This window comes from Solibacillus sp. NPDC093137 (genome assembly GCF_050280445.1).
Taxonomy (GTDB): Bacteria; Bacillota; Bacilli; order Bacillales_A; family Planococcaceae; genus Solibacillus; species Solibacillus isronensis_B.
The window spans coordinates 2282972-2307531 of record NZ_JBNNVH010000001.1; the positions used below are offsets into that span (position 1 = coordinate 2282972).

A 24560-nucleotide genomic window follows, 5' to 3' on the forward strand; every position below is an offset into this window, starting at 1 on the left:
TTTTATAGTGTATAAATATTCAAACTAACAATCAAAGAGGTTATCATATATGAAAACAAAATTTTCTTCTTATACTTGGTTTCTATTTATTGCCCTTTCTGCACTTGGTGTCTTTCTATTTATTACACCGATTGGTACAGAAGACGGCATAAAAGTACCAATTGCGATCCTTGCGAACTTTTTGGCAGGTAAAGTGGAACCATTCATTCACTGGTTCGCATTCATCGTATTTATTATTGCGGCGGCAGGATCTGTCGTAATGCAGTTTATTCCGCAAAAAAAAGAGCAACGTACACTCGCTGATTCATTATTCCGTGTAAACTGGTTCTGGACAATTATGCGTGTGCTTGCAGTCATTTTTGCGAGTATGTATGTGTTCCAAATCGGACCTGAGAGTTTAACAAGTGACGTTACAACAGGCGTGCTGCTTGATCCGGCATCCGGTCTTGTAACTTTCATGTTTGTACTGTTTTTATTTGCCGGTTTATTGTTGCCTTTATTAACAGACTTCGGTTTACTCGAGTTCTTCGGTTCAATGATGGTGAAAATTATGCGCCCCCTATTCAAGATCCCAGGACGCTCTGCCATTGACTGTCTAGCTTCTTGGGTTGGTGATGGCACAATCGGCGTATTGCTTACAAGCAAGCAATATGAAGAAAAAAATTATACAGGCCGTGAAGCTGCAACAATCGCAACAACTTTTTCGGTCGTATCGATTACTTTCTGTTTAGTTGTAGTTGAAACAATCGGCATTGGTGATTACTTCATCGAGTTCTATGCTTCTGTCATTATTTGTGGTTTAATTTTAGCATTCATTATGCCTCGTATTTACCCGTTAAAACAAAAAGCGGATACTTTAATTGATGGCTCTCAAGTGCCTGCAAACCGTGAAGATGTACAAGATGGATATAATGTATTTTCTTTTGGATTGCACAATGCTTTATCGAAAGCCGATTCTAACCGTAACTTAGGTAAAATGATCAAAAATGGATTTATTAATGTACTGGAAATGTGGTTTGCGGTTACACCGATTATTATGGCGTTCGCAACAATTGCATTAGTGTTAGCAGAGTTTACAAGTTTCTTCCGTATACTAGGAATGCCATTTGAGCCGATTTTGGCGCTTCTGCAAATTCCTGAAGCCGGTGAAGCTGCACAAACGATGATTGTCGGTTTTGCGGACATGCTGTTACCTTCAGTTTTAGGTGCTGGCATTGAATCAGAAATGACACGTTTCTTCATCGCGACAGTATCGGTTACACAGTTAATCTACATGTCAGAAGTCGGCGGACTGATTTTAGGTACGAAGCTTCCATTAAAAATCTGGGATCTATTTATCATTTTCTTAACCCGTACAATCATTTCAATTCCAATTATCGCAGCAATTGCGCATCTTTTATTTTAATTAAAAAAGAAAGGGCTGCCGGAAAGTCAGATTCTCTACTGACGTTCCGGGCAGCCCTTTTTACTATTTACTTCGTGCTTGTGAAGCCGCCATCGATTCGAATGACTTCCCCGTTAATATACTCTGCTTTTGAAGTTAGCAGGAAGGTTACAAGCTCTGCTACTTCCTCTGGTGTACCTAAGCGTTTTTGAGGGATTCCACCAGTAGCATTTTCCTTCATTTGCGGATTTGCTTCATAAAAGGCTTTTACCATTGGTGTTTCAGTCGGCCCTGGTGCGATGGCATTAACGCGTAGCCCGTCTTTTGCGTATTCCGCTACCATACTTCTTGTTAACCCGACAATTCCGTGTTTCGTTGCTGAATATGTAACAACGGAATCCTGTCCAATTACACCGGCACTTGATGCCGTATTTACAATAGAACCGCCACCGTTTTTCAGCATTACTTCGGCCACATAGCGTACACCATAAAGTGCCCCTAACAAGTTGATACCGACAATTTGTTCAATTTCCTCAATCGTGGTATCTAAATAGAATTTACCGCTGCCGGAAATTCCTGCGTTGTTAAAGAAGTAATCAATCGCTCCAAAATGCTTAACTGTTTCATCAACATAATTTTTTACTTCTTCAGCTTTTGATACATCCGCTTTAATGAAAATAGCGTCTACGCCATGTGCTTTCACTTGTTCAACTGTTTCGTTTCCGCCTTTTTCACTGACATCCACTACCGCAATATTAATACCTTCCTGTGCCATACGGATAGCTGTTGCTTGTCCTAACCCGCTGCCTCCACCTGTAATAATCGCTGTTTTAGTCATAGCTATTCCTCCTAAAATGATTTTGGACGTTGCCAATAAGTTTTTCCTATGCGCAAAATTTTCCTGCCACAATAATTTATTTTTCCCCTTTGTTTTTCAAATAAACATTGGGAGGTGACTTAAGACTTGGTTCATACATAAGCTTTTCCTGTTCCGTTCGTTGATATGCACTTCAAAGAGATATAGTGCGCGTTTCAGTTTTAAGGAAATCTTGTCTGAATCGATGCTCGATTTCTCTATTAAACCGCTTTCATTATGACGTATTGATGAATTTTCATAATTTACAGAATTTTTACGCCATTACGACATAAATTTATGATAGAATAATATAATCTTTAATCAGATGACGGAGGTTACATGGAAATGGGAGTTACTCAACCGAATACGATTGCAGTCGAAAACGTATTAATCGCACATCATTTTTTAAAAGATGTTGTTGTACATACACCCCTGCAATTAAACGAATATTTATCAGAAAAGTATGGGGCAAAAATTTACTTTAAGCGTGAAGATTTGCAGCATGTTCGCTCATTTAAATTACGTGGTGCCTATTATAAAATTAAAAAAATCGAAAATGAGGCTCGTACTTCAGGTGTCGTCTGTGCAAGTGCCGGCAACCATGCACAAGGTGTTGCGTATGCGTGCGCAAAGCTGGAAATTAAAGCGACAATCTTTATGCCGAAAACAACTCCGAAACAAAAGATCGATCAAGTACGGATGTTTGGCAGAAGCTTTGTAGAAATTGTACTGGCAGGAGATACATTTGACGACTCTGCGGAAAGCGCACTTGCCTATTGTGAGCAGGAGAACCGCATTTTCATTCATCCATTCGATGATGCAGATGTAATGGCTGGCCAAGGAACAGTGGCGGTCGAAATTATGAATGACATCGAAGAACCGATCGATTATGTATTTGGCAGTATCGGCGGTGGGGGCTTAATGTCAGGCGTCTCTTCCTACATTAAAAACTTATCCCCTTCGAGTAAAGTTATCGGTGTAGAGCCTGCTGGTGCAGCCAGCATGAAATCTGCTTTCCAAAACGGAGCAGCGGTTTCACTGGACACGATCGATAAATTCGTTGATGGCGCTGCTGTAAAATGTGTTGGGCATGATACATATGAAGTATGCCGTCACTATTTGGATGATATTATCGCCGTTCCGGAAGGCAAAGTATGTACGACTATTTTAGATTTATATAATAAACACGCTATTATTGCCGAGCCTGCTGGAGCATTGTCGGTTGCAGCACTTGACTTTTACGCAGAGCAAATTCGCGGAAAATCGGTTGTCATCATTATCTCTGGAGGAAATAACGATATCGGACGCATGCAGGAAATTAAAGAGCGCTCACTGATTTATGAAGGGCTGCTGCACTATTTCATCGTAAGTTTCCCTCAGCGTTCAGGAGCATTACGCCAATTTTTGACGGAAGTGCTTGGTCCGAATGATGATATTACAACGTTTGAGTATACGAAGAAAAACAATAAAGAAAGTGGTCCGGCATTGGTCGGCATTGAGCTTGCACATCGCGAAGACCACGCAGGATTAATTGAACGTATGCGTGCAAACGGTTTCGAGTATAAAGAAGTAAATAATGACAGTACGCTGTTTGCGTTGCTAGTATAAATACTTTTATTGAAATATAAAAACTCGATTTTCTCTCAGAGAAAATCGAGTTTTTGCTTTATCTTTCTGGAACTTTTCATTTACCCTAATAACGCGCGGTCTGAATTCATTTTTTCACCGCGGATTTGTTCGAACTCGTGCATTAAATCCGGAATCGTCAAGTCCTGTTTACGGTCTTCACCGACCTCCAGAATAATTTGCCCTTTATCCATCATAATGAGGCGATTCCCCAAATCGAGCGCCTGCTGCATATTATGCGTGACCATCAGTGTTGTCAGCCGACTTTCCTCGACAAGCTCTTTTGTCAGCTTTGTAATAAGCTCTGCACGGGACGGATCAAGAGCTGCTGTATGTTCATCAAGTAGTAAAATTGAAGGCTTCGTAAATGTCGCCATTAATAAACTTAATGCCTGGCGTTCCCCACCCGATAATAGCCCGACTTTAGCCGATAAACGGTTTTCCAAATTCAAATGCAGCTTTTCCAATGACATTTTGAAAAATTCTCGACGCTTTTTATCAACACCAAAACGCAATGAACGCTTTGTGTTACGTGAATAGGCAATTGCCAAGTTTTCTTCAATAGTCATCGTTGGTGCTGTTCCTGCCATCGGATCTTGGAATACGCGGCCGATATGGACAGCACGCTTATATTCTGGCAAGCGGGTTAAATCATTGCCGTTAATTTCGACAGAGCCGAAATCTGGTGTTAACGCTCCTGAAATCATATTCATCATTGTCGATTTTCCGGCTCCGTTACTGCCGATAATTGTAACGAAATCACCAGGTGCCAAATGCAAATTAATATTGTCCAGTGCAATTTTCTCATCGGGTGTTCCTTCGTTAAATACTTTATTAATGCCATCTAATTTAAGCAAGGCTCTTCCCTCCCTGCTCAATATCTACTTTTGCCTGTTGTAATGCGAGACGTTCTTCCAAACGTTTTGCTTTTCTCTTTTTCTCTTTATATTTCCCTACGATTTGCGGGATTACTAGCGCTAAAATAACGATAACCGCCGTAATTAGTTTCATATCTCCCGAGTCAAGCCATTTTACACGTAACGCCAATGCGTAAATCATTCGGTAAATTATTGCCCCGGCAATAACTGCAAATGTGACACGAACAATCGACTTTGTTCCGAAAATTGCTTCACCGATAATTACAGATGCCAAACCGACAACAATCATACCAATACCTAATCCGACATCGGCAAACTTTGTATATTGGGCAATTAATGCACCCGATAATGCTACCATACCGTTTGAAATTCCCAGTCCTAAAATGACCAATGAATCGGTATTTGCCGAAAAGCTGCGAATCATTCGTTTATTGTCACCTGTTGCACGAATCGCGAGACCGATTTCTGTTTTTAAGAACCAGTCTACTACTAGTTTAATAATCGTTGTAACAACAACCATTAAAATTAAAATTCCCCAAGTTGTTGGAACAGAAGCTAAGCCCATTGATTTCAGTACATTTGTAATTGCTGAATCAATACCTAAATTCGACCAGAATGAACCGAACGTCGAAAAAACTGTTTCTGAATTTAATAGTGGAATATTTGGTCGTGTTACACCGGTATCTGAGCTTAATCCCATAATTCGAAGATTAATCGAATAGAGGGCGATCATCATTAAAATCCCTGCAAGAAGAGGATTAATTTTCCCTTTAGTGTGTAAAATTCCTGTCATACATCCAGCAATAAATCCAGCAACTGTTGCGACCAATGTGGCAAGGACCGGGTTATAGCCAAGCACGATCATCATCGCTGCCGTACCTGCCCCCGTTACAAAGCTTCCATCAACCGTTAAATCCGGAAAATCCAGCACACGGAATGTTAAATAAACCCCAAGTGCCATAATTGCATAGATGATCCCTTGCTCCACTGACCCAAACATAGCTGTAAACATCTCGAATCATCTCCTGACTTTTTTAAAAGTTTTAAGCAAGTCAGCCTAAACATTTACCTGTTTAGGCTGACTTGCTTTTTTATAAAAAATAATGAATTATTGTACTTCTGCTTCCCATTCAGGCTTAATTTCCAGGCCTAAGTTTTCTGCAGTAGCTTTATTGATTACTAGTTTTAAGTTAGCCGGGTACGCAGCCGGAACTTCTGAAGGTGTTTTACCTTCCAATAAAATTTGTGCTGCCATTTGCCCTGCTTCATAGCCGATATCGTAGTATTCGAAACCGTAAGCTGCTAAACCGCCGCGCTCCACTGAATCAAGCTCACCGACAACAAGCGGTAATTTGTTTGCATCTGCTACTTCGATTACAGATTCAAGTGCCGATACGACCGTATTATCTGTAATAATATAAAATGCATCTACTTTTCCTACTAGTGATTCTGCTGCCTGACGTACTTCAGATGAAGCAGATACCGCTGCTTCCACAATTGTTACGCCTTCTTTTGCTGCAATTTCTTTTACTGCCGCAATTTGTGCAACTGAGTTTTGCTCACCAGCGTTATATACCATCCCTACATTTTTTGCCCCTAATTCTTTTAGGAAGGCAACTGTTTTCGGCATTGTTTCCGGATGTAAATCAATCGTACCTGTTACGTTGGCACCAGGTGTTGCCATTGACTCGATCAACTCCGCACCTACTGCATCCGTTACCGATGTAAAGATAACCGGGATATCAGAAGTCGCGCTTTTTGCCGCCTGTGCTGAAGGTGTTGAGTTTGCGAAAATCAAATCTACATTATCCCCGACTAACTGCTGGGCGATTGTCATGTTTGCACTGTTATCGTTGTTCGCAGATTTGTCTACGTATTCTGCTTTAATACCTGCATCTTCAATTGCTTTTTTAAATCCTTCTTTTGCTGCATCTAATGATGGATGTTCAACAATTTGTGTTGTTCCGATTTTAAATGTTTTATCGCTATCTGCTTTAGCTGTATCTACAGCCTCGCCATTTGACGTCTCGTTCGAAGATGTCTCGCTCTCTTCCCCGCCACAAGCAGCTAATAATAAAAGAAGCCCGAATAATAAAAAGGACAGCTTCATTAAATTTTTTCTCATCTTATTTCCCCCTAGTTTACTTTATCGATTTAAAGCACCGAACTTCATTTGGATGAAGTGTGTTGAAATAATATTACCGCGTCGTATTTAGATAGTCAATAACATTTAGAATCTTCTGAATTTATTCTAGGTAATGTGCCTCATTTCGGAATTTAGTTGATACACTTCAAACCGCTAAGCAACGCGGTTTGTTGAAGTTTTTACTCTTTAGAATTTTTTTGAGTATTTATTGAAAAAAAGTCCTATAAATCTTTACTTTTATTTTCAATATTGCTATGATTGCAGTTGCTTTGCGTGGTTCGTAACCATCCCACGTTAAAAAACTAGGAGGAATTTCATATGAAGGTAAACTTTATTGCAGCGAGTGCCATTATTGCAGCATTATATATTGCTGTCACAATGCTTGTTGCGCCAATTAGCTTTGGGCAAGTACAGTTCCGTATTGCCGAAATTTTTAACCATTTAGTCGCATTTAACCCGCGCTATATGTTAGGTGTTGTTTTAGGTGTATTTATTTCCAATTTCCTGATGTCTTCGATCGGTCCAATCGATTTAGTATTTGGTGTCGGACATACGATTATTACACTCAGAATTTTCATATTCATTTGTAAGTTTGTGAAAAATATTTGGGCTCGTCTGATTATTAATACAACACTATTTACGTTTACAATGTTTATCATTGCAGCACAGCTCAATATCGTGCTTGGCTTCCCGTTCTGGGAAACTTGGCTGTTTGTAGCATTTGGCGAATTTGTTGTATTGGCGGTTGGAGCACCGATTATGTACACTTTAAATAAACGATTGAATTTCAAAAAATTAATTTAATATCGATTTTTTCACCGGCTGGTTTTAAAACGTCAGCTGGTTTTTTATTTAGCGAAAATATTTTAGAATTGTTTGACATTTCATTTTTCAGTGTTAGAATAAAGCATATTCAAATTATTATTTACGGTAGCAGGTTGCGGGAGCGTGACCACCGTTTTCGTTTAGTTGAGCTTAGTTGAGTAAATTGTTGAATAAGAAGAGTAGCATTTACCGTTTTGTCCAGAGAGCGTATGGCTGGTGAAAATACGCCAAAAGGTAAATGTGAATGGGCCTTATGAAAGCTGCTGGCGTTAGTCGGCGGACGGTACCCTGCCGTTATCAGGTTTAAGTGGAAGCAAGGTTTTTTGGTTTGCTTCAAACGAGGTGGCAACGCGGTGCAGATCGTCCTCAGCAAAAGTTAATTCTTTTGCTGAGGGCGATTTTTTTGTTCAGCAAAGCTTTAAATTAATTACAAGATTGCTAAATAATCTGAATCGTAAAGGCGTAGTTTATTTCAAAAAAGGAGTTGTTCAAATGGTAGTTCAGCAACATTTTCGTACATCAATGAAAAAAGTAAATGGGGATTTACTGACACCAATTTCTATTTTCCAGCGACTGCAAGGTGAACGGAAGTTTTTATTGGAAAGTTCCTCTAAATATGATGGCAATGGACGCTATTCGTTCATCGGGGTTAACCCTCGTAAAACGTATATCGGGACAGGTGATCAACTTTTAGATCATGCACATCATTCCAATAAAGCCTACACATATGAAGGCGAGCTGGTTCAACTATTAAAGCAAGTGATGCCTCGTGTCTCATCACATACGGAATATCCGTTTACAGGTGGCGGAATTGGCTATATTCATGCATTGCAAAAGCCATTACCTGAACTGCAGTTTCATGTTTACGATACACTCGTTATTTTTGATCATTTAACAGATGAAATCGCTGTTTTCCATACAAATATTGAAGCAGAGCAAGTAGAACCGAACATTGATCAATTGATTGAACAGCTGTTTGCCACACCAACACCTGAACAATCTTCCTATATATTACAACATGTCGTAAAAGAGGGGAATGGACGTTATCGCGCACAATTTTCCGGAGAGGCCCTTTCCCTTTATCGAAAAATGCGCATTGAGCACGCTGCACCATATATGTACTATGTCGAATTTGATGATTGCACAGTAATCGGTACATCAAAATCAAACTACATGCAAGTAAGGAACGGGAATATTTCCGTTACAAATGATGCACCGTCAATCGAACGCTATAGTACAGAAAATTCGGTGCAGCAGCTTGCAAATGTTACAACAAGTACGTTAAGCCCTACCCTTCATGCCATCGATGTCGTGAAAGGGCTATTACCAGCACAAGGCTTGATCGGCTATATCGGCTTCAATGGTCAGGTCGATTTCACAACACCTGAACAGACGATAATAATTCAAGGAAATGTCGCACAGCTTCACTCGGAGACAGATGAAGAAGCGCCATTCCACTCTTTACTGAAAGGATGATGAACATGTCTTTACTTCCATACATTGAACAGATTGAGCGAAAAGAGCACTTAATTTTTGAGGAAATGCAGCAGGCGGCACAGCTTATTTTTAATGAGCAAACACCGAAAGAACAGATTGCCTCATTTTTAACGGCGATGAGTGCAAAAGGAGAAACGGCACATGAAGTGGCAGGCTTAGCTTCTGTTATGAAATCACATGCAGTTGCTGTCGACGTACCGGAAGGCATTTATATCGATAACTGCGGCACGGGCGGCGACGGACTTCAAAGCTTCAATATTAGTACGACTTCCGCTTTTGTATTGGCAGGCGGCGGCATTTTAGTAGCTAAGCACGGCAACCGGAAAGTATCGAGTGCTTCAGGAAGTTCAGATGTGTTGGAGGCACTTGGCATTACGCTGTTGCCGAATATCGAGCAAACATCCGAATTGCTTAAACAGCACGGTATCGCCTTCTTACATGCTCCGAATATGCATCCGAAGTTAAAACGGATTGGTGAAGTACGACAGGCAATCGGCAAGCCGACGATTTTCAATTTAGTCGGTCCCCTAACAAACCCTGTTCCGCTAAAAACACAGTTTGTCGGCATTAACCGACCAAACTTTACGACCGATTATGCAGAAGTGCTCCATCTGTTAGGACGTGAGCGTGCAATCGTCGTATCTGGTGCACAAGGAATGGATGAAGCATCACTGGATGGTGAAAACACTTTTGTACTGTTAGACCGCGGGGACATGATTCCATTTAAACTGCGTGCTGAAGATGTCGGCTTAGCCTCACAGCCACTTTCTGCAATTCGCGGCGGCACTCCTGCAGAAAATGCGGATATTATGCGTGACTTACTAAAAGGAAAACAAAGCGTGTATTTTGATACGGTTCTTTTAAACGCCGGCATTGGCTTCTTTGCATATGGGCTTGCCGAGACAATGAAAGAAGGTATCGATATGGCGAAGGACAGTATTTTATCCGGACGCGCTTATGAAAAGTTAGAGAATATCGTTTCTTATAGCCAAAAACAGATGCAGGAGGAACCCGTAAAATGACGATTTTAGACCGTATTATTGACCAAAAAAAGACTGAGCTGCCACAATTGCTTTCGACAAAGCCTGTGTTTTTAACAATTGATAAGGTCCGCCCTTCTTTATACGAAACATTAATATCAGCCAATTCATTGCAAGTCATTTCGGAAATGAAGCGTGCCTCCCCTTCTAAAGGCGATATTGCGACAGAAGTCGACCCTGTTGAGCAAGCTTTACAATATGAAGAAGCAGGTGCTGCCTGTATATCCGTATTGACAGAACGCGCATTTTTTAAAGGAAGCTATGCGGATTTAAATGCCGTTGCCAATGCCGTAAACATACCGGTTTTATGTAAAGACTTCATCATTCATGAAGTACAGATCGACTACGCGAAGGCTGCCGGCGCATCGGTTGTCCTGTTGATTGTTGCAGCATTAACAGACGACCAGCTGAAATCCCTTTACGCCTATGCGACAGAACAACAGCTGGAAGTGCTCGTTGAAGTACATGATGCCGATGAATTAAAGCGTGCCCTTGCCATTGGGGCAAACATTATCGGAGTGAATAACCGGAATTTGAAAACATTCGATGTTTCACTATCAGCAACACTTGAAATTGCACAGCTTCTTCCTCCATCACCGATAGCATTTATTAGTGAAAGCGGAATTTTAGGTCCGGAAGATGCAAAGTTTGTGGCGAATGCTGGCGCAAAAGGAATATTAGTCGGCGAAGCATTAATGCGCAGCGGAGATGTCAAAAATTCACTAAAAGCACTACAAATCGACATAACAGCAAAGGTTGGCGAAAATCGATGACAAAAGTAAAAATTTGCGGATTAAAAGAAATTGAACATGTAGAAACAGCGGTCAAAGCAGGTGCTGATTTTATCGGATTTATGTTTGCGCCCAGTAAACGACGCATTACGGTAGAGGAAGCAGCGGAACTGGCAAAGGCAATTCCGAGTACGGTCAAAAAAGTCGGGGTTTTTGTCAATGAAGAGCCAGCCACTATTCGTCAAATTGCAAAAGAAGTCGGACTCGATTATATCCAGTATCACGGTGATGAAACACCCGAACAGATTCAAGAAATCGGGCTGTCGGCAATTAAAGCGTTCTCGATTCGAAGTGAAGAGGATGTGACACGAGCAGCGACGTATGATGTGGACTACTATTTGTTCGATGCGCCTGGAACTGACTTTCGTGGAGGAAGCGGAAAATCCTTTGACTGGATGCTGCTTGATAAAGTAAAAATCCCGCTTGAAAAGGTTATTTTGGCAGGTGGATTAAATGAAGAAAATGTTGGACTGGCGATTATGCTTGTCGAGCCATTTGCAGTAGATGTTTCAAGTGGTGTAGAAGTAGATGGTCAAAAAAGTTCAGCAGCGATTACGAATTTTATTGAAACAGCAAAAGGAGAGTTGATTTTATGACGACAGTAAAAGGACGATTCGGGCGATTCGGTGGTCAATTTGTGCCCGAGACATTGATGACTTCACTTGAGGAATTGGAGCTTGCATATGAGGAAGCAAAAAAAGACCCCTCTTTCCAGGAAGAACTAGATTATTATTTAAAGCAATATGTCGGACGTGAAACTCCCCTATATTTTGCGGAGCGTTTAACGAATAAAGTCGGCGGTGCGAAAATCTATTTAAAGCGTGAAGATTTAAATCATACTGGCGCACATAAAATAAATAATGCGATCGGCCAGGCACTTTTAGCAAAGCGTATGGGGAAGAAAAAAATTGTTGCTGAAACTGGTGCAGGTCAACACGGTGTTGCAACGGCAACTGCGTGTGCATTGCTTGATATGGAATGTATCGTTTATATGGGGGCAGAAGATGTACGCCGTCAGCAACTGAACGTTTTCCGTATGGAGCTGCTCGGGACAAAAGTTGTTGCGGTAGAAAAAGGCTCTGCTACATTGAAAGATGCGGTTAATGAAGCGTTGCGTCACTGGGTCACTCATATAGAAGATACGCATTACATTTTAGGGTCGGCACTTGGACCCCACCCCTTCCCTACAATTGTCCGTGATTTCCAGCGTGTCATCGGGGATGAAACACGTGCCCAAATTTTACAGCAGGAAGGACGTCTTCCGGATACAGTAATTGCTTGTATCGGTGGCGGCAGTAATGCAATCGGAATGTTCTATCCGTTTGTAGAAGATCAGGATGTAGCATTATATGGAGTGGAAGCTGCAGGTTCAGGTGTCAATACCGACAAGCATGCGGCAGCAATTCACGTAGGGAAAACAGGTGTCCTACATGGTGCGTTCATGTATTTACTACAGGATGACAACGGTTTTGTTCAAGAAGCCCATTCAATTTCAGCAGGACTTGATTATCCGGGAGTTGGACCTGAGCACTGTCATTTACATGAAACAGGTCGTGCTGCCTACCCTTCTGTTACCGATGAACAGGCACTTGAAGGTGTAAAGCTATTATGTGAAACGGAAGGAATTTTACCGGCATTGGAAAGCGCGCATGCCGTTTACTATGCGAGCCAATTTGCCAAGGACCGACCTGCTGATGAAATTGTTGTCGTTTGCTTATCAGGTCGTGGAGACAAAGATGTTCACACATTAATGGATAAACTTGGAGGTGGCGCGAAATGACATTGCAAAAACAGCTTGAAAACGTATTAGCAGCAGGAGATAAAGCATTTGTTCCTTATATTATGGCAGGCGATGGCGGGCTTGAAACATTAAAACCTACTATACTAAAGCTTCAGCAAATCGGAGTTTCCGCAATTGAGGTCGGCATTCCATTTACCGATCCTGTAGCAGATGGACCAACGATTGAACAAGCTGGTGAACGTGCACTTGCACAAGGTGTGACATTGAAAAAAGTACTGGATGAACTGCAAAGCTTTGCACAGGAAATCCATATTCCGCTCGTTGTCATGACTTACTTAAACCCGATTTTAGCTTATGGGATTGAAGCATTTGCAGAGGATGCAAAACGCAGTGGTGTTCAAGGACTGATTGTACCGGATATGCCTTACGAAGAAAGTGCTTTATTGCATGACGCTTTAAAGGTAAATGGCATTGCGCTTGTCCAGCTCGTATCATTGATGAGTCCCCCTGAACGTATTAAGAAATTAGCCGCTGCAAGTGAAGGCTTTGTTTATGCTGTAACGGTAAATGGCATTACCGGTGAACGTGCAAGCTTTGCCGCGGAACTTGCCGGGCATTTTGCAAACTTGAAAGCAGCGAGCAATATTCCCGTGTTAGCAGGTTTCGGTATTTCAACGACTGAACATGTAAAAAGCTTTGGCGATATCGCAGATGGAGTAATTGTCGGCAGTAAAATTGTTACGGCACTCGTCGAGCAAGACTGGGCAACAATCGAAGCGCTTGTACAGGCAACGAAGAAATCGGCCGCGATTTAATCACTACTTATTAAGAGGATGCAACGACTTGAAGAATTGGAGGACCCCATCTCTTCCTTTCAGTACCTTTGCATCCCACTTTCTTCTATATATATTATATTTCCTTTATATGGTATCCTTTGATTAAATCTATTTAGTGGGGGTTCAAGATGAATGTAAAGGACTTTTTTGGTGGTTTGTTTTTTATTGCGATTGCCGGTTATTTTACGTATGTATTAGTAGATAGCATGCCAAAGCTGTTCATAGACAGTACAACGACTTGGCAATACTTTGTCGCATTCTTTCGTGTTGCACTCATTATTTTCCTTTTCAACTTAGGACTCTCCCTTATGAAACGCTTTTTCGTAGGCGGGACGACGAAAAACGGGAACGCTCGGTAATTCGATGCGTCCCCGTTTTTTATTTCATTCCACACTATAGTTGAAGCTGTGGATAAATTTCATTCACATTTTCACGTAACTTTGCCTTTAAGAATTTCCCGACAGATGTTTTTGGAATTTCCTTTAAGAAAACGATATCGTCCGGCAGCCACCACTTCGCAAATTGTCCTTCCAAAAATGCCGTCAGCTCTTCTTTAGTTGCATTTGCTCCCTCTTTCAGAACAACACATGCCAGCGGACGCTCTTGCCATTTCGCGTGTGGAATGGCAATGACTGCCGCTTCAAATACCGCTTCATGCGACATGAGCGCATTTTCCAAATCAACGGATGATATCCACTCACCACCGGATTTGATTAAATCTTTCGTTCGGTCTGTTATTTTAATGAATCCCTCTTTTGAACGAACCGCTATATCCCCTGTATACAGCCAACCATCAGAAAAGGCTTCCGCTGTACGTTCATCTTTATAATATTCCGCCGCAATCCATGGACCACGCAGACGCAGCTCGCCCATTGTTTCACCATCCCAAGTTACTTCACCATTTTCATTGACGATGCTCGATTCAATTCCTGGAACCGTTAAGCCTTGCATTGCGCGTGTTTCAATTTTTTCATCCAATGACCAGTCATTCATATGTGACATATCACGTGACATCGAAACAATCGGTGAAGTTTCCGTCATGCCGTATACCACAATATAGTTGACGCCCATTTCTTCGTACTTTTTAATAAGGCCTTTTGGTGAAGCAGATCCTCCACAGAAAATCTCCTGTAATGTCGATAAATTACGTGCTCTTTTTTCTTGCTCCTGCAATGCACCGAGCCAGATTGTCGGGACGCCTGCCGTTTTCGTTACATTGTATTGCTCAATGAAATCCAATATTAATGCCGGTGTAAACTGAGGACCGATCAATACTTGCGTAGCCCCTACATTCACTGCTGCAAACGGCATCCCCCAAGCGTTAACATGGAACATCGGAACAATCGGTAAAATTGTGTCACGTTCCGAGATTGCCATCGTATCCACCATTGAGATTGACATGGAGTGCAGCACAAGCGAACGATGTGTATACACGACCCCTTTTGGATTTCCCGTTGTTGCGCTTGTATAGCACATGCTTGCCGGCGCATTTTCATCCAAATCTTCCGGGAACTCAAAGTTTTCATCTGCTTCTTCCAGCAATGCCTCGTATGACAGTACGTTCGGTAATGTTGTTTCCGGCAGTTCCCCATCCGCCATAATGATATAATGTTCAATTGTTTTCAGTTCCGACTGCACTTCTTCAATGAGCGGTACTAAATCTTCATCTATTAAAATTATTTTATCTTCTGCATGATTAATAATGTACGCAATATGTTCCGGTGACAGGCGGATATTGACCATATGCAAAATTGCGCCTGTACATGGAACCGCAAAATAGGCTTCTAAATGGCGGTGCTGATTCCAGGCAAATGACGCAATTTTGTCGCCGCGCTCCATGCCCAGCTTTGTTAATGCGTGCGCTAACTTTCTTGTGCGCTTTACCCATTGCCCGTATGTAAGGCGGTGAACCTTCTTTTCACTTGTACGTGAAATAATTTCTTTGTGTGCATAATACGTCTCTGCACGCTTGACCATATCTGTTAAAACGAGTGGTGTTTGCATCATCATTATATATTTCCCCCTTTTATGAGGCATTATCTTTACCGGCAATCCCCATTACCAATAAAACACCTCCTAATTTCTCCCACAATACCATTCTAATATAATATACTGAAAAATGAAAATATTTTGTCAATAATGCAGCTATTTCATTTTACTAGAGAAACGAATATTACAATTTTGCTTTTAGGGTCTCCCACCTCGAGGCTTTCCACAGGCACCTATATAAAAAAGCGAGTGAACTGCTTTTCAACAGTTTCACTCGCTTCTATAAGTTAAATCGCGTTTTGTGCTAATCGTACTTTTAGTTTTTCCAGCATATCGACCGTCATTTTTTCCAGATCGTAGTTAGCTTTGAAGCCCCATTCTTCAATCGCTGCCGATGAGTCGATTGCATTTGGCCAGCTGTCGGCAATTGCCTGACGGATCGGGTCCACATCATAATCCATTGTGAAGCTTGGAATATGCTTTTTAATTTCGGCTGCGATTTGTGACGGCTCAAAGCTCATCGCCGAAATATTAAATGCATTGCGGTGCAAAAGCTTTGCCGGATCTGCTTCCATTAAATCAACAATGGCCTGCAGTGCATCCGGCATATACATCATATCCATATACGTACCTTCTGCAATATACGATGTGTAGCGTCCTTCCGCAATAGCTTTATAATAAATATCTACGGCATAGTCCGTCGTTCCTCCACCAGGTGGCGTTACATAAGAAATCAGCCCCGGGAAACGGACACCGCGTGTATCCAGTCCAAAGCGTGTGTAGTAGTAGTCGCATAATAATTCGCCAGCTACTTTATTGACACCGTACATCGTTGTTGGACGCTGTAATGTATCTTGTGGTGTATTGTCCTTTGGAGTAGAAGGACCGAATGCGCCGATTGAACTTGGCGTGAAAAACTGCATATCTAGTTCACGTGCCACTTCAAGTGCATTCATTAAACCGCCCATATTTAAATTCCAGGCGAATACCGGATTTTTTTCTGCTGTTGCCGAGAGTAATGCAGCCATGTGTATCATCGTGTCTGCACCAAAATCATGGGCAAGTGTGTGCATGCGTTTCCCATCTGTTACATCCAATACTTCAAATGGACCTTCATGCTGATCAATTTTTCGAATATCTGTTGCCAATACATTATCTGTGCCATACGTATGGCGTAATTTCTCTACTAATTCCGAACCAATTTGACCTAAAGCACCGGTCACCATAATTTTCTTCAATCTGAAGCCTCCCTATCCTTTAAAAGACATGTTTTCAGCCTGTTACCGCTGAATATACCGTCTATTATTTCTCATCTATTAAAACAAATGTCCTTGTAGAAAATACATATAACCATCCAAAAATATTGATGTTCAAACATTTTCATGAAATTTATTATATGGTGTTCTTTTCTAAAAAACAATATGTTAAAAATATTCTTTTTCAGCAATACATTTGTACGTGTGAAATATTCGAATAGAAAGATTACTTTTATACGAGTGGCTCTGGTTGTAAAATCAAGTGAAATTTAATTTCTCTTTCTAACATTGGGTCAATTTTCATTCCGGGTCGGACGCTTTCCGCTGAAGTTGCCTCCCCCATTTCAATATTTTTATTGGACAACTGGAAAGTCTACTCATCCAAGAGTGCTTCATAAATATGGTGGAACTGAATTCTTTCGCTGTTTGCCAGCTTGACATATTGTTCGTGGATATTGATTTTTTGGATTGCCCCGGAAACTGTATAGAGGCCAGTTTGCTCCCATACTTTTAGTTGGATCGGGCAATGCTCTGTGTAGGCTCGCTGCAGATTGATGTTAATTTGTTCTAACTGGGCTTCGTCGAGTTGGGGTTGGGTAACAATTGCGTCCTCTTCCTGCCATTCACGCAATAGTTGGACATGCTCCGGCAACATCATTGCGCTCCATTTAATTGTTCCTCTATCTCTATTCATCGCCTTCACTCCCTATTGTTTATGCCCGCCTACTAATTTAGCCCGTGTCAGTGCAGTACCTGCTTCCGTATAGGAAACCGCACGCAATATCGCTGTTGTACCGTATTTTGTACGTAAACGGTCCATCGTTTCTCCGAGCTTGCGGTTACGCCAACGCATCTCATCGAACAGGCTGAGCTGCATCGAATATTCACTTTCAATATTGCTTAATGTAATCGTAATTTTGCGTGCCGGCCGTTCGGCATAAAATTCATCGAGCAGCTGCTTGCACACTTCGAAAATTTTCAGTGTATCGTTTGTCGGCTCATCGATTGTACGTGAACGATGAAATCCGCCCCCGAAGGCATCTTTACTGTAGCTAAGCCCTAACGAAATCGTCCGACCGATTTTCTTCGCTTCCCGCGCCCGCCTTGCCACGTCTTCACACATTTCCAGCAATACGACTAAAATTTCCTTTCTACTGCGATAATCGCGCATCAGCATCTGCCCTTTACCGAAGCTGATTTGCCCTTGCATAATCGGCGCACCGACTGTCGAATGATCGATTCCCCATGCATGGTAATACAGCTGATTGCCGAGAATTCCGAAGCGCTTTTCAAGTAACGCTAAATCGGCATGCGCCAAATCGTAGACAGAATAAATGCCCATATGATTCAGCGTTCTTTCCGTACGGCTGCCGATTCCCCACATCGTGGACAGCGGCATGATCGGCCACAGTTTTTCCGGTACATCATTATATGTCCATTTCGCAAATCCCGTCTTTTTTGCTTCGATGTCGAGCGCCAGTTTTGCCATCAGCATATTTGGGCCAAAACCGACTGCACATGGAATTTCAAATTGGTTGTAAACGAGCTGCTGAATGTATTTTGCCGTTTCTTCAGGCGGCCCCCATAATTTTTCGGTTCCGGTTAAATCGATAAAACTTTCGTCGACGCTATATACATGAATGGCCTCTTTTGGAACGAACTCGTTGAACAGACGTGTAATTTCCATTGATATGCGTATAAATAATGACATCCGCGGCTCAAAAAGACGAATATCCGGATGTGGCGGGATTTCGTATAATCGTGAACCTGTGCGAATATTAAAGCGCTTTTTCATCGGAGGGGACGCTGCAAGTACAACACTTCCCTTTTGCTGAAAATTTCCGACAATCGCAATCGGTACTTCCATTACATTTAAATTTTCAACCGATGCAATACAGCTTGCATAAAAACTGCGCATATCAATACAAATAATCGAACGTTCCGGCGCATTTTCATACATAAAGCTCATCTCCTTATATCGAACGTTTGTTCTTATATTAAAATGAGACGTGTGAGATGGCAAGTGGAAAGTAGTGGCTGTTTTGGTTGAGAGGGATTTTTTTATTGTATCAGTGAGTTAATTTGCTGCTTAATGCAAAAAAGCGCACCGGCATTCATCCGGTACGCTTTTAAAATTTATTCTTTTATTACTTTTTCATAAAGACCCGGACGGCGATCTTCGTATACAGGAATGCGGCCGCGCACTTCATCGACTGTTGAAAAATCAACGTCAATAATCGCCAGTTCCTCATCCTCTGCACCTGTCCAAAGCACTTCACCCCATGGCCCGATAATCATTGACTGACCATTGAAATTTTCCACTTTACGGGCAATACGATTTACCGCAACGACGAAGCACTGGTTTTCAATCGCTCGCGCCTGCAGTAATATTTTCCAGTGATCGATACGTGGTGTCGGCCATTGTGCTGGTACAAACAGCACCTTAGCACCATCCAACGCATGGGAACGCAGCCATTCAGGGAAGCGAATATCATAGCAAATTGCTCCGCCCGCTTCGAGCTCACCTAATGCGAAACGGTTCATATCACTGCCGGATTCCAAATACAAATGCTCATCCATTAAGCGGAATAAATGCACTTTACTGTACTCGCCGACTAATTCACCATCGCGATTGAATGTGTACATCGTATTGAAAAACTTATCATCACGTTTCACCGATACCGATCCACCTACAATATGTACCGCCAATTCTTTTGAAAGATTGCTTAAAAATGATTTCGTACGTTCTCCATTTTCGTCCGCCAGCTCTTCCAGTTTTTCGAGCGCATAGCCCGTATTCCACATTTCCGGTAATACAACGATTTCAGCACCGCCTGCTACCGCTCCGCGAATAAATTTCTCCGCGCGTTCATAGTTTTCATCTACCTTGCCAAAACCAACATTTAATTGAATACAACCGATTTTCATAACTGCCACCGCCTTAAAAATTCCGTGCGAATCTATTTTCGCATATTCGTACTCATTGTAACATCTCACTTCAAGTTGTCAAAATCTTCACTTTACTTAAGTGAAGTTTTAGACTAACATTAACCTTACTATTTTTCAGAGGTGATAAAGAATGATTGAATTCTCGAAAAAGCTTCAGCAATTACCACAACAGTTTTTCGCAGCACTTGTAAACAAAGTAAATGAAGCGCTTGCTGAGGGGCGCGATGTGATTAATTTAGGTCAGGGAAACCCGGATCAGCCAACACCGGCACATATTGTGGAAGCACTGCAAAATGCGGCAAATGATCCACAAACACATAAATATTCTCCGTTCCGTGGTATTGCAGAGCTCAAGCAAGCAGCTGCGGACTTCTATAAACGTGAATATAATGTCGACATTGATCCCTCTACAGAAGTGGCCGTCTTAGGCGGAACAAAAATCGGTTTAGTCGAACTTCCGCTTGGACTCTTGAATCCTGGCGATTATATGCTCCTCCCAGATCCGGGTTATCCGGATTACTTATCCGGTGTCGCACTTGCAGATGTAAAGTTTGATACGATGCCGCTTCAAGAGGAAAATCACTTTTTGCCAGACTACGAAGCATTGTCCACAGACATTAAAAACCGGGCCAAATTGATGTATTTAAATTATCCGAACAACCCGACTGGCGGTGTCGCAACGCATGATTTTTTTGAACAGACCGTACAGTTCGCTAGAGAAAATAACATTGCAGTTGCCCATGACTTCGCTTACGGGGCACTAGGCTTTGATGGTGAACGCCCGCCAAGCTTCCTTCAGGCACCCGGTGCAAAAGAAGTCGGCATTGAGCTTTATACATTGTCCAAATCGTACAATATGGCAGGCTGGCGTATCGGCTTTGCTGTCGGTAATGCAAAAATGATTGAAGCGATCAATATTATTCAGGACCATCTGTTTTGCAGCCAGTTCCCTGCGATCCAGCATGCAGCCGCAGTTGCACTGAATGAAGAGCAATCTTGTGTAGAGGAATTGCGTGCATTATATGAGCGCCGCCGCAATGTACTCGTTGAAGAAGCCCATAAAATCGGCTGGGAAATCACAGCACCAAAAGGCTCGTTCTTTGCATGGCTCCATGTACCTGCACCATATACGAGTGAACTGTTTGCTGACTTTTTACTGGAAAGAGCGGATATTGCCGTTGCAGCCGGTAATGGTTTTGGTGAATACGGCGAAGGCTATATTCGTGTCGGGCTGCTCGTCGATGAAGAACGTTTGCGCGAAGCCATACAGCGTGTCGCGAAGCTTGGTCTGTTTGCGCAGACGGTTTTGAAATGACTTTTGAATGCTCTGCTATCGAAAATGCGGTGTTTTATTCGCCGCATTTTTATTTAATCCTCAATTTCAGTTAAATAATCCTCAAACTCATCTCAATAATCCTCACTTACCCTTACTTAATCCTCAGTTTACTATTTATAATCCTCAACATAACAAAACTCAGCACCATCAAAATCAGTGCTGAGCTTAACGTCGCTTATTTAATTACTTCTAACTCGCGGCCTACTTTTTCGTAAATCGCTAATGCTTCATCGAGCATTTCTTTCGTATGTGCCGCTGTTGGCATATTGCGCACGCGACCTGTTCCTTTTGGTACTGTCGGGAACACGATTGCTTTTGCGTACACACCTTCTTCAAGTAAACGTTTCGAGAATTGTTGTGTCAGCTTTTCTTCGCCGATAATACATGGTGTAATCGGTGTTTCCGATTCCCCGATATTAAAGCCAAGTTTTGCTAGGCCATCTTTTAAATACTGACCGTTTTCCCAAAGCTTGTCATGCAGCTCTGTTGATTCCATAATCATCTCTACCGCACGTGTAATCGCCGCAACATCCCCTGGTGGTAATGCTGTTGAGAATAAAAACGGACGAGAGCGAACTTTTAGCCAGTCGATCAGATTTTTCTTCCCTGCTACATAGCCGCCGACAACACCGATTGCTTTTGACAATGTACCGATTTGGAAGTCGATGTCGTGTTGCAGACCGAAATGCTTCACTGTTCCAGCACCTTTACCTGTAACGCCTGAACCGTGTGCATCGTCTACATACGTAATTAAATCAAATTCTTTTGCGATTTCCACGATTTCAGGAAGCTTGGCAATATCGCCATCCATCGAGAAAACACCGTCTGTAATAACCATTACTTTATTGTAAAGGCCTGATTCTTTTGCGTCTTTTGCTTTTGCACGTAAATCATCCATATCCGCATGCGCAAATGGAATAATTTTAGCTTTAGATAAACGGCAGCCGTCGATAATTGAAGCATGGTTTAATGCATCCGATAAAATCGCATCATTTTTGTCCATAACAGCAGAAATTGCCGCCATATTACAATTGAAGCCTGATTGATAGCTGATTGCTGCTTCTGTACCTTTAAATTTCGCTAATGTTTCTTCCAGTTTTACGTGTAGATCGAGCGTACCGTTAATTGTACGAACAGCACCTGCACCAACACCATATGAGGCGATTGTGTCCTGAGCAATCTTTTTCAGCTCATCGTTCGTCGCCAAACCTAAGTAGTTGTTTGATGACAGGTTTACAAGCTGTTTGCCCCCAACTTTAATGATCGGGCCGTTTGCTCCTTCTACCGGATCGATTTCGTTGTATAAACCTTGTGCTTGTAGTGCCAGTAAGTTTTCATCTAAAAAGGTGTTTAATACGTTTGACATGCGCGTTCATCCTTTCGATATCTATTTCCACTATATTTTAGCACAGAGAATGAAAATTTTATGTAAGCGGCTCTCCGATTATTTCCTCAAGCTTTCTTTTAAAGAAAAACAAGGAAGGCTGAATAACATAACCTGTGCCGAGCGCTAAAATAACCGTCCCGAAACCAACAGGACCACCAAGCAGCCATCCGGCACCTGTCGCAAATACCTCCATTACGAGCCGCCCTGTTTTCACAGAATAGCCTTTACTCGCAATAATCATCATAATCGTATCACGCGGCCCTTCGCCAAGACTTGCCGCAATATAAAGTGCACAGCCAATGCTCATTACAAAAAATCCTGCTGTAAAATACGCAAGTTCCAGTACAAAAATACTCGTCTCTGGCAAGAGCCAGTTGAACAAATCAATAAATGAACCGATAAACAGCATATTTAAAAACGTGGCAAGCTTCGGAATGCGTTTCAAATAAATCGATGTCCCGATAATAATCGTCAGACCCGTTAAAATGGACCAAGAACCGATCGTCAATCCAATTTGCTTGTAAAGACCAATATGGAAAACATCCCATGGAGCTGTACCGACAACATTCCCTTTAATCGTCATTGTAATACCAAGCGCCATGATCATCATTCCTACAAAAAAACTTCCCCATTGCCATTTAAATTTCTTCGACACAACAATCCTTCTTTCTATGATGAGACAATCGATGCAAATTGCCCGTTCGTTGCCTTTTGTAAATCTTCCGGTGCAAGCTTGATCTGCATCCCGATTTTGCCTGCACTGACAATCACATAATCTAGTGCAGTCGCCGCTTCCTCAATAATAGTCGGAAACAGCTTTTTCATCCCGATCGGCGAACAGCCTCCGCGAATATAACCGGTTAAGCCAAGCAGCTCCTTAACAGGGAGCATTTCGATTTTCTTTTGCCTTACCACTTTTGCTGCAGCCTTTAAATTTAATTCCGCATCAACCGGAATGACGAAAACAAAATAATTGCCCTTTCCTGCAGTCGCGACCAATGTTTTATAGACGTGTTCGACAGGCTGGCCTATTTTGCCGGCAACGGTCAATCCATCGACCGATTCCCCGTCGTTAATCGTATACTCAAAAATTTCATGTGCGATTTTTTTCTGCTCTATTAAACGAACTGCATTTGTTTTTGCTTGCTTCTTCGCCAAAAAGACCACTCCATATTCTCAACTTTGGAAATATTATACCACTGAATGATTTGCTAAGTGCTGCTTCAAAGCAATTTTATAATTTACTTAAATGTAAAAAACCCACTCCATATGAGCGGGCTTAGTGTCATGCAATTTGGGAGAAAACCGATTCCTCTGTCAAACGGTAACCGTTATTCACCATTGCAATATGTGAGTTATACTTTTCTGCAGCTATATTGAATGAACGCTGAAATAACTGCTTTTCCAACCCTCGACCAAATACTGTTTGCTCGTCTGGATTACGTGCAAAATCTTGTTGGAACTTTTCCGGTATTGTAAAGAAAAGATTTTCGTTAGCCAACGAGATTGCTTCCTCTGATTGTACTTGCTCTGAATGTTGGTTTTGAGTGTTTGCCGGCATTTGCGGAATGGAAGTTGATACATTTGCTGCTGTAAGTAAATCTTGAGATGAAGGGACAGCTGATGCTGGACGCACATTATCCAATGTTGGTGTTTGTTTATACGTGAAGTCATTTACCACTGCAAGATTTTCGGCCAGATTGGCATTATCCTGTGTTAGCAAATCTTTTTCTGTTTTACCGGAAAGGAGGTTTTCCAGCACTTTTAGCAGTGGATTTTTACTTGGATCCGTATACTGTGCATGCTTTTTATATGCTTCGCCCGCCTCTTTGCGGAGCTGGGAGCGTTTTCTATCATCTAACTCTGGACTAAATCTTCGTGCCAAGCTACTAATCTTCATCTTCTTCACCCCTTTTGTAAAAGTTGCATTAATTTTTTATTAATATACCAACATATACTGCTTTTATATAGAAGATATTCACCGATTGTTCATATTCAGAACTTTCTTACCAACCTTCTCTGC

Annotated in this window: 24 protein-coding genes, 1 riboswitch and 1 other annotated feature; of the genes, 11 read left to right on the forward strand and 13 right to left on the reverse strand. The window is 41.9% G+C overall.

The features are described 5' to 3' along the window. Positions 1-49 precede the first annotated feature (49 nt). Positions 50-1405, forward strand: a complete 1356-nt coding sequence (locus ACQKN3_RS11420; protein ID WP_427711456.1) for a YjiH family protein — start codon at positions 50-52, stop codon at positions 1403-1405. 67 nt (positions 1406-1472) lie between these two features. On the opposite strand, the gene ACQKN3_RS11425 is transcribed toward ACQKN3_RS11420, so the two are convergent. Then, on the reverse strand, positions 1473-2222 hold the full coding sequence (locus tag ACQKN3_RS11425) for an SDR family NAD(P)-dependent oxidoreductase (protein WP_251689911.1): 750 nt from the start codon (positions 2220-2222) through the stop codon (positions 1473-1475). Between the two features lie 357 nt (positions 2223-2579). Here ACQKN3_RS11425 and ilvA point away from each other — a divergent pair, with 357 nt between their 5' ends. Next, positions 2580-3848, forward strand: coding sequence for a threonine ammonia-lyase IlvA (gene ilvA / locus ACQKN3_RS11430; RefSeq protein WP_251689912.1), 1269 nt, complete (start codon positions 2580-2582; stop codon positions 3846-3848). Positions 3849-3928: 80 nt separating this feature from the next. Here ilvA and ACQKN3_RS11435 read toward each other — a convergent pair whose 3' ends face one another. From ACQKN3_RS11435 to ACQKN3_RS11445, 3 genes are all read right to left on the reverse strand, one after another. Then, complete coding sequence (locus tag ACQKN3_RS11435) at positions 3929-4723, reverse strand: ABC transporter ATP-binding protein (RefSeq protein ID WP_427711459.1); 795 nt, start codon at positions 4721-4723, stop codon at positions 3929-3931. Continuing rightward, positions 4716-5756, reverse strand: a complete 1041-nt coding sequence (locus ACQKN3_RS11440) for an ABC transporter permease (RefSeq protein ID WP_427711461.1) — start codon at positions 5754-5756, stop codon at positions 4716-4718. Before ACQKN3_RS11440 ends, ACQKN3_RS11435 begins: the two co-directional genes overlap by 8 nt. Before the next feature lie 96 nt (positions 5757-5852). Further along, the gene (locus ACQKN3_RS11445) at positions 5853-6869 is read right to left on the reverse strand and encodes an ABC transporter substrate-binding protein (protein ID WP_251689914.1); all 1017 of its coding nucleotides are present in this window, start codon (positions 6867-6869) and stop codon (positions 5853-5855) included. A 288-nt stretch (positions 6870-7157) separates the two neighbouring features. Next, positions 7158-7202, forward strand: a riboswitch (PreQ1 riboswitch). Positions 7203-7208: 6 nt separating this feature from the next. Here ACQKN3_RS11445 and ACQKN3_RS11450 point away from each other — a divergent pair. The 8 genes from ACQKN3_RS11450 to ACQKN3_RS11485 all read left to right on the forward strand — a co-directional run bounded on the left by ACQKN3_RS11450 (position 7209) and on the right by ACQKN3_RS11485 (position 13979). After that, positions 7209-7694 carry a QueT transporter family protein gene (locus ACQKN3_RS11450; protein WP_427711463.1) on the forward strand — a complete coding sequence of 162 codons (486 nt, stop codon included), beginning with the start codon at positions 7209-7211 and terminating at the stop codon, positions 7692-7694. Between the two features lie 178 nt (positions 7695-7872). After that, positions 7873-8086, forward strand: a binding site (T-box leader). A 121-nt stretch (positions 8087-8207) separates the two neighbouring features. Next, entirely contained in the window at positions 8208-9191 is a 984-nt protein-coding gene (locus ACQKN3_RS11455; protein ID WP_427711465.1) for a metal ABC transporter ATP-binding protein, read from the forward strand. A 5-nt stretch (positions 9192-9196) separates the two neighbouring features. Continuing rightward, positions 9197-10234: an anthranilate phosphoribosyltransferase gene (gene trpD / locus ACQKN3_RS11460; RefSeq protein ID WP_427711467.1), complete on the forward strand. Its 1038-nt coding sequence runs from the start codon at positions 9197-9199 to the stop codon at positions 10232-10234. Then, entirely contained in the window at positions 10231-11025 is a 795-nt protein-coding gene (gene trpC, locus ACQKN3_RS11465; RefSeq protein ID WP_251689918.1) for an indole-3-glycerol phosphate synthase TrpC, read from the forward strand. The genes trpD and trpC overlap by 4 nt, the downstream gene beginning before the upstream one ends. Beyond that, positions 11022-11639: a phosphoribosylanthranilate isomerase gene (locus ACQKN3_RS11470; protein WP_427711469.1), complete on the forward strand. Its 618-nt coding sequence runs from the start codon at positions 11022-11024 to the stop codon at positions 11637-11639. The genes trpC and ACQKN3_RS11470 overlap by 4 nt, the downstream gene beginning before the upstream one ends. Further along, entirely contained in the window at positions 11636-12823 is a 1188-nt protein-coding gene (gene trpB, locus ACQKN3_RS11475; protein ID WP_251689920.1) for a tryptophan synthase subunit beta, read from the forward strand. The genes ACQKN3_RS11470 and trpB overlap by 4 nt, the downstream gene beginning before the upstream one ends. Continuing rightward, on the forward strand, positions 12820-13599 hold the full coding sequence (gene trpA, locus ACQKN3_RS11480) for a tryptophan synthase subunit alpha (RefSeq protein ID WP_427711471.1): 780 nt from the start codon (positions 12820-12822) through the stop codon (positions 13597-13599). Before trpB ends, trpA begins: the two co-directional genes overlap by 4 nt. 149 nt (positions 13600-13748) lie before the next feature. Continuing rightward, complete coding sequence (locus ACQKN3_RS11485; protein WP_251689922.1) at positions 13749-13979, forward strand: sulfate permease; 231 nt, start codon at positions 13749-13751, stop codon at positions 13977-13979. Positions 13980-14013: 34 nt separating this feature from the next. Here ACQKN3_RS11485 and ACQKN3_RS11490 read toward each other — a convergent pair whose 3' ends face one another. From ACQKN3_RS11490 to ACQKN3_RS11510, 5 genes are all read right to left on the reverse strand, one after another. Next, on the reverse strand, positions 14014-15627 hold the full coding sequence (locus tag ACQKN3_RS11490; RefSeq protein ID WP_427711660.1) for a long-chain fatty acid--CoA ligase: 1614 nt from the start codon (positions 15625-15627) through the stop codon (positions 14014-14016). Positions 15628-15896: 269 nt separating this feature from the next. Continuing rightward, positions 15897-16847, reverse strand: coding sequence for an L-threonine 3-dehydrogenase (locus ACQKN3_RS11495; protein ID WP_427711473.1), 951 nt, complete (start codon positions 16845-16847; stop codon positions 15897-15899). 391 nt (positions 16848-17238) lie between these two features. Next, positions 17239-17559: a YolD-like family protein gene (locus ACQKN3_RS11500; RefSeq protein WP_251689929.1), complete on the reverse strand. Its 321-nt coding sequence runs from the start codon at positions 17557-17559 to the stop codon at positions 17239-17241. A 12-nt stretch (positions 17560-17571) separates the two neighbouring features. Beyond that, entirely contained in the window at positions 17572-18825 is a 1254-nt protein-coding gene (locus ACQKN3_RS11505) for a UV damage repair protein UvrX (protein ID WP_427711475.1), read from the reverse strand. Between the two features lie 176 nt (positions 18826-19001). Next, positions 19002-19793 (reverse strand): carbon-nitrogen family hydrolase, encoded by a 792-nt coding sequence (locus ACQKN3_RS11510; protein ID WP_427711477.1) that lies wholly within the window; start codon positions 19791-19793, stop codon positions 19002-19004. Between the two features lie 151 nt (positions 19794-19944). Between ACQKN3_RS11510 and ACQKN3_RS11515 the strand changes: the two genes are divergently transcribed. Continuing rightward, positions 19945-21129, forward strand: coding sequence for a pyridoxal phosphate-dependent aminotransferase (locus tag ACQKN3_RS11515; protein WP_427711479.1), 1185 nt, complete (start codon positions 19945-19947; stop codon positions 21127-21129). 196 nt (positions 21130-21325) lie between these two features. Here the strand turns inward: ACQKN3_RS11515 and ACQKN3_RS11520 are convergent, their stop codons facing one another. The 4 genes from ACQKN3_RS11520 to ACQKN3_RS11535 all read right to left on the reverse strand — a co-directional run bounded on the left by ACQKN3_RS11520 (position 21326) and on the right by ACQKN3_RS11535 (position 24437). Further along, positions 21326-22516 (reverse strand): glycine C-acetyltransferase, encoded by a 1191-nt coding sequence (locus ACQKN3_RS11520; protein ID WP_251689932.1) that lies wholly within the window; start codon positions 22514-22516, stop codon positions 21326-21328. A 58-nt stretch (positions 22517-22574) separates the two neighbouring features. Next, positions 22575-23192, reverse strand: coding sequence for a YczE/YyaS/YitT family protein (locus ACQKN3_RS11525; protein ID WP_340799992.1), 618 nt, complete (start codon positions 23190-23192; stop codon positions 22575-22577). Between the two features lie 14 nt (positions 23193-23206). After that, a complete protein-coding gene (ybaK, locus tag ACQKN3_RS11530; RefSeq protein WP_251689934.1) occupies positions 23207-23695 on the reverse strand; it encodes a Cys-tRNA(Pro) deacylase in 489 nt (162 codons plus the stop codon). 127 nt (positions 23696-23822) lie between these two features. Further along, positions 23823-24437: a hypothetical protein gene (locus ACQKN3_RS11535; RefSeq protein WP_427711482.1), complete on the reverse strand. Its 615-nt coding sequence runs from the start codon at positions 24435-24437 to the stop codon at positions 23823-23825. Between the last annotated feature and the right edge of the window lie 123 nt (positions 24438-24560).

Bases quoted from the DNA above. Each gene is read 5' to 3' on its own strand.
- ACQKN3_RS11470 (WP_427711469.1), top strand. From the start codon at position 11,022: ATGACAAAAGTAAAAATTTGCGGATTAAAAGAAATTGAACATGTAGAA.
- trpB (WP_251689920.1), top strand. From the start codon at position 11,636: ATGACGACAGTAAAAGGACGATTCGGGCGATTCGGTGGTCAATTTGTG.
- ACQKN3_RS11425 (WP_251689911.1), bottom strand. From the start codon at position 2,222: ATGACTAAAACAGCGATTATTACAGGTGGAGGCAGCGGGTTAGGACAA.
- ACQKN3_RS11440 (WP_427711461.1), bottom strand. From the start codon at position 5,756: ATGTTTACAGCTATGTTTGGGTCAGTGGAGCAAGGGATCATCTATGCA.
- trpD (WP_427711467.1), top strand. From the start codon at position 9,197: ATGTCTTTACTTCCATACATTGAACAGATTGAGCGAAAAGAGCACTTA.
- ACQKN3_RS11420 (WP_427711456.1), top strand. From the start codon at position 50: ATGAAAACAAAATTTTCTTCTTATACTTGGTTTCTATTTATTGCCCTT.
- ACQKN3_RS11535 (WP_427711482.1), bottom strand. From the start codon at position 24,437: ATGAAGATTAGTAGCTTGGCACGAAGATTTAGTCCAGAGTTAGATGAT.
- ACQKN3_RS11490 (WP_427711660.1), bottom strand. From the start codon at position 15,627: ATGATGCAAACACCACTCGTTTTAACAGATATGGTCAAGCGTGCAGAG.
- ACQKN3_RS11445 (WP_251689914.1), bottom strand. From the start codon at position 6,869: ATGAGAAAAAATTTAATGAAGCTGTCCTTTTTATTATTCGGGCTTCTT.
- ilvA (WP_251689912.1), top strand. From the start codon at position 2,580: ATGGAAATGGGAGTTACTCAACCGAATACGATTGCAGTCGAAAACGTA.
- ACQKN3_RS11520 (WP_251689932.1), bottom strand. From the start codon at position 22,516: ATGTCAAACGTATTAAACACCTTTTTAGATGAAAACTTACTGGCACTA.
- ACQKN3_RS11455 (WP_427711465.1), top strand. From the start codon at position 8,208: ATGGTAGTTCAGCAACATTTTCGTACATCAATGAAAAAAGTAAATGGG.
- ACQKN3_RS11515 (WP_427711479.1), top strand. From the start codon at position 19,945: ATGATTGAATTCTCGAAAAAGCTTCAGCAATTACCACAACAGTTTTTC.
- trpC (WP_251689918.1), top strand. From the start codon at position 10,231: ATGACGATTTTAGACCGTATTATTGACCAAAAAAAGACTGAGCTGCCA.
- ACQKN3_RS11450 (WP_427711463.1), top strand. From the start codon at position 7,209: ATGAAGGTAAACTTTATTGCAGCGAGTGCCATTATTGCAGCATTATAT.
- ACQKN3_RS11500 (WP_251689929.1), bottom strand. From the start codon at position 17,559: ATGAATAGAGATAGAGGAACAATTAAATGGAGCGCAATGATGTTGCCG.
- ACQKN3_RS11510 (WP_427711477.1), bottom strand. From the start codon at position 19,793: ATGAAAATCGGTTGTATTCAATTAAATGTTGGTTTTGGCAAGGTAGAT.
- trpA (WP_427711471.1), top strand. From the start codon at position 12,820: ATGACATTGCAAAAACAGCTTGAAAACGTATTAGCAGCAGGAGATAAA.
- ACQKN3_RS11505 (WP_427711475.1), bottom strand. From the start codon at position 18,825: ATGTATGAAAATGCGCCGGAACGTTCGATTATTTGTATTGATATGCGC.
- ACQKN3_RS11485 (WP_251689922.1), top strand. From the start codon at position 13,749: ATGAATGTAAAGGACTTTTTTGGTGGTTTGTTTTTTATTGCGATTGCC.